Source organism: Brevundimonas sp., assembly GCF_036963785.1.
Classification (GTDB): Bacteria; Pseudomonadota; Alphaproteobacteria; order Caulobacterales; family Caulobacteraceae; genus Brevundimonas.
Window position 1 is genome coordinate 1 of record NZ_JBALUS010000018.1, and the last position, 623, is coordinate 623.

Sequence of the window (623 nt, forward strand, 5' to 3'; positions counted from 1 at the left end):
CCAAGGACATCGTCTACGCCCGCATCGACCGTCGCCGCAAGATTCCGGCAACCTCGCTGCTGATGGCGCTTGGCATGGACGGCGAACAGATCCTGTCGACCTTCTACACGAAGTCCAATTACGTTCGTGACGGCGACGGCTGGCGCATTCCCTTCCAGCCCGAGACGCTGAAGGGCGCAAAGACCCTTTCCGACATGATCGACGCCGACACCGGCGAAGTGGTCGTCGAATCCGGCAAGAAGCTCACCCCGCGCCTGCTCCGTCAGCTGACGGACAAGGGCCTGAAGGCGCTTCGTGCCAGCGACGAGGATCTCGTCGGCAACTTCGTGGCCGAGGACATCGTCAACCCGGAGACGGGTGAAGTCTATCTGGAAGCCGGCGAAGAGCTGGAAATGGCGCTCGACGCCAAGTCCGGCGAACGCAAGGGCAACCTCGTCGACCTCATGAAGCTCGGCTTCACCGAGATCCCGATCCTCGACATCGACCACATCAACGTCGGCGCCTACATCCGCAACACGCTGGTGGCAGACAAGAACGAGAACCGTCAGGAAGCCTTGTTCGACATCTACCGCGTCATGCGTCCGGGCGAGCCGCCGACCATGGAATCGGCCGAAGCCATGTTC

At 62.0% G+C, this 623-nt stretch carries 1 pseudogene; it reads left to right on the plus strand.

What is annotated here, in order from left to right:
* Nucleotides 1-623: pseudogene (locus V7672_RS15245) on the plus strand (DNA-directed RNA polymerase subunit beta); the annotation flags it as partial.